The sequence below is a fragment of the Sphingomonas sp. 3-13AW genome (genome assembly GCF_049311085.1).
Lineage (GTDB): Bacteria > Pseudomonadota > Alphaproteobacteria > Sphingomonadales > Sphingomonadaceae > Sphingomonas.
Genome location: NZ_JASNVZ010000058.1, coordinates 1 through 638, shown reverse-complemented (window position 1 = coordinate 638; position 638 = coordinate 1). Strand labels below are relative to the sequence as shown.

1 protein-coding gene is annotated in these 638 nt (G+C 69.1%); it reads left to right on the top strand.

The features are described 5' to 3' along the window. Positions 1–638 (top strand): hypothetical protein (locus QP045_RS21475; protein ID WP_422517039.1); only part of this gene is annotated, 638 nt, incomplete at both ends.

Here is a 638-nt window from a genome sequence, read left to right as displayed (position 1 = left end):
TGCCGGGTGCTGCTGCTGCCGATCCTCCCCAACGCCGACTGGACGGAGCGCGGGCCTGGCACGTCCTATGACGCCCATGTTGCCGGCAACGTGCGCACCGACGCGCTATTTCCTGGTCTCGTCGCGCGGGATGAGCAGGGCCGCAAGCTGACGGAGTTCCTGCAGAGCCGTCATGACGGTTCGCCGGAGGATCTGGCTGACATTGCCGCAGGGTTTATCCCCCGGTCTCTCCGCCGCCCTGGCGACCCGCTCCACCTCAATGCTGCAGGCGATCTGGCGGTGGCCGACTTCGTGGACAGCGCGCTTCGGGCACAGCGGCTGCCGGATCCGGTGACGCAGACCACCGACTTCACGATCACCGCGATCGGCGCTGGCGGGCAGGATACGCAGATCGTCCGCGTAGGGCGCGGCTCGGTTGTCACCGCGTCCGAGCTTGATCGCCCCAGCGGCGGGACTGTCGAAACCGATCTGGCCGCGGTGGAGCGTAAGACCGCCGGGCTTTCCCCCAATGCGCTGACGAAGCTGTCGACGGCGGACCCGGCGCTCCTCAACCTGATCGCGGCGTTCGTTGACGAGGCCGGCCACTTCGGGGCGGGCCTGGGTGCCGACGGCGCCTGGACGGCAAAGAGCCTGCAGGC